Source organism: Microbacterium cucumeris, from assembly GCF_058349845.2.
Genome location: NZ_JBYRIZ020000008.1, coordinates 1 through 2,825 on the forward strand (window position 1 = coordinate 1; position 2,825 = coordinate 2,825).

Sequence of the window (2,825 nt, forward strand, 5' to 3'; positions counted from 1 at the left end):
TAAGATAGAGAAGTTGCCCTTCGGGCCTGGTTGTGATGGCTGGGTCGGGGGAGCGTCTGATCCTTGAGAACTCAACAGCGTGCACTTGTCAAATGCCAAATAACCTCGTTCCTGCTTCGGCAGGGTGAGATTCCTTTGGATCAATTTATATGGATGTCAGTTTGATATTCATTCTTTTGGTCAGTTTCAAACTCGCTGCATGATCGTTTTCCCGGTTGTGTATGCATTTCTTTTTTACGGAGAGTTTGATCCTGGCTCAGGATGAACGCTGGCGGCGTGCTTAACACATGCAAGTCGAACGGTGAAGCAGGAGCTTGCTCTTGTGGATCAGTGGCGAACGGGTGAGTAACACGTGAGCAACCTGCCCCGGACTCTGGGATAAGCGCTGGAAACGGCGTCTAATACTGGATACGAGAAGCGACCGCATGGTCAGTTTCTGGAAAGATTTTTTGGTCTGGGATGGGCTCGCGGCCTATCAGCTTGTTGGTGAGGTAATGGCTCACCAAGGCGTCGACGGGTAGCCGGCCTGAGAGGGTGACCGGCCACACTGGGACTGAGACACGGCCCAGACTCCTACGGGAGGCAGCAGTGGGGAATATTGCACAATGGGCGGAAGCCTGATGCAGCAACGCCGCGTGAGGGATGACGGCCTTCGGGTTGTAAACCTCTTTTAGCAGGGAAGAAGCGAAAGTGACGGTACCTGCAGAAAAAGCGCCGGCTAACTACGTGCCAGCAGCCGCGGTAATACGTAGGGCGCAAGCGTTATCCGGAATTATTGGGCGTAAAGAGCTCGTAGGCGGTCTGTCGCGTCTGCTGTGAAATCCCGAGGCTCAACCTCGGGCCTGCAGTGGGTACGGGCAGACTAGAGTGCGGTAGGGGAGATTGGAATTCCTGGTGTAGCGGTGGAATGCGCAGATATCAGGAGGAACACCGATGGCGAAGGCAGATCTCTGGGCCGTAACTGACGCTGAGGAGCGAAAGGGTGGGGAGCAAACAGGCTTAGATACCCTGGTAGTCCACCCCGTAAACGTTGGGAACTAGTTGTGGGGTCCTTTCCACGGATTCCGTGACGCAGCTAACGCATTAAGTTCCCCGCCTGGGGAGTACGGCCGCAAGGCTAAAACTCAAAGGAATTGACGGGGACCCGCACAAGCGGCGGAGCATGCGGATTAATTCGATGCAACGCGAAGAACCTTACCAAGGCTTGACATACACGAGAACGGGCCAGAAATGGTCAACTCTTTGGACACTCGTGAACAGGTGGTGCATGGTTGTCGTCAGCTCGTGTCGTGAGATGTTGGGTTAAGTCCCGCAACGAGCGCAACCCTCGTTCTATGTTGCCAGCACGTTATGGTGGGAACTCATGGGATACTGCCGGGGTCAACTCGGAGGAAGGTGGGGATGACGTCAAATCATCATGCCCCTTATGTCTTGGGCTTCACGCATGCTACAATGGCCGGTACAAAGGGCTGCGATACCGTAAGGTGGAGCGAATCCCAAAAAGCCGGTCCCAGTTCGGATTGAGGTCTGCAACTCGACCTCATGAAGTCGGAGTCGCTAGTAATCGCAGATCAGCAACGCTGCGGTGAATACGTTCCCGGGTCTTGTACACACCGCCCGTCAAGTCATGAAAGTCGGTAACACCTGAAGCCGGTGGCCTAACCCTTGTGGAGGGAGCCGTCGAAGGTGGGATCGGTAATTAGGACTAAGTCGTAACAAGGTAGCCGTACCGGAAGGTGCGGCTGGATCACCTCCTTTCTAAGGAGCACTGCAGTCCTTCGGGGCTGTCAGAGCCGGATTCGCACCGAATGTGTGTGACCGGAGCTCATGGGTGGAACATTTGACATGACACCAGGACCAAGGGTTCTGCTTAGTACGCTGCTTCGGCGGTGGGAACGGCGGGGGTTTTGGGGTGGGTGTCTGCACGCTGTTGGGTCCTGAGGGACCAGACGTTTTGTCTGAATCCTCTGGGCCTTTTCTGGTCTCCCCGTGGGGGAGGGTGGGAGGGGTACCGCCCGTACTTTGAGAACTACACAGTGGACGCGAGCATCTTAAAGATCCCATGCCTTCGGGTGTGGGGTTCGTAACGATAGACAATTCTTTTTGGATTGTACTCATGTGATTTCAAGTCTTTAAGAGCAAACGGTGGATGCCTTGGCATCTGGAGCCGAAGAAGGACGTAGCAATCTGCGATAAGCCTCGGGGAACTGATAAGCAAGTTTTGATCCGAGGGTGTCCGAATGGGGAAACCCCGCTGGGCGGCGTGCCGACCTAGTGACTCCCGTCTGAATATATAGGGCGGGTAGAGGGAACGTGGGGAAGTGAAACATCTCAGTACCCACAGGAAGAGAAAACAACATGTGATTCCGTGAGTAGTGGCGAGCGAAAGCGGATGAGGCTAAACCGAGTGTGTGTGATAGCCGGCAGGCGTTGCATGTTCGGGGTTGTGGGACTTTCCTACCAGTTCTGCCGAGCTGGTGGCGTTACAGAAGCGTGTAGACGAACCGTCTTGAAAGGCGGGCCATAGTGGGTGCCAGCCCCGTAGTCGAAACATGTGTTCTGGCGTGGAGAGTATCCCAAGTAGCACGGGGCCCGTGAAATCCCGTGTGAATCTGTCAGGACCACCTGATAAGCCTAAATACTCCCAGATGACCGATAGCGGACAAGTACCGTGAGGGAAAGGTGAAAAGTACCCCGGGAGGGGAGTGAAATAGTACCTGAAACCGTTTGCTTACAAACCGTTGGAGCACCCCTGGTAGGTGTGACAGCGTGCCTTTTGAAGAATGAGCCTGCGAGTTAGTGATATGTGGCGAGGTTAACCCGTG

At 54.8% G+C, this 2,825-nt stretch carries 2 rRNA genes (1 of these 2 running past the window's edge); both read left to right on the forward strand.

Features of this window, described 5'->3' with window-relative positions:
* Positions 1-233: 233 nt before the first annotated feature.
* Positions 234-1,758 (forward strand): 16S ribosomal RNA (locus AC3RXZ_RS16870).
* Positions 1,759-2,122: 364 nt separating this feature from the next.
* A 23S ribosomal RNA gene (locus AC3RXZ_RS16875) occupies positions 2,123-2,825 on the forward strand (it continues 2,500 nt past the right edge of the window).
* Together the 16S and 23S rRNA genes form the textbook arrangement of a ribosomal RNA operon.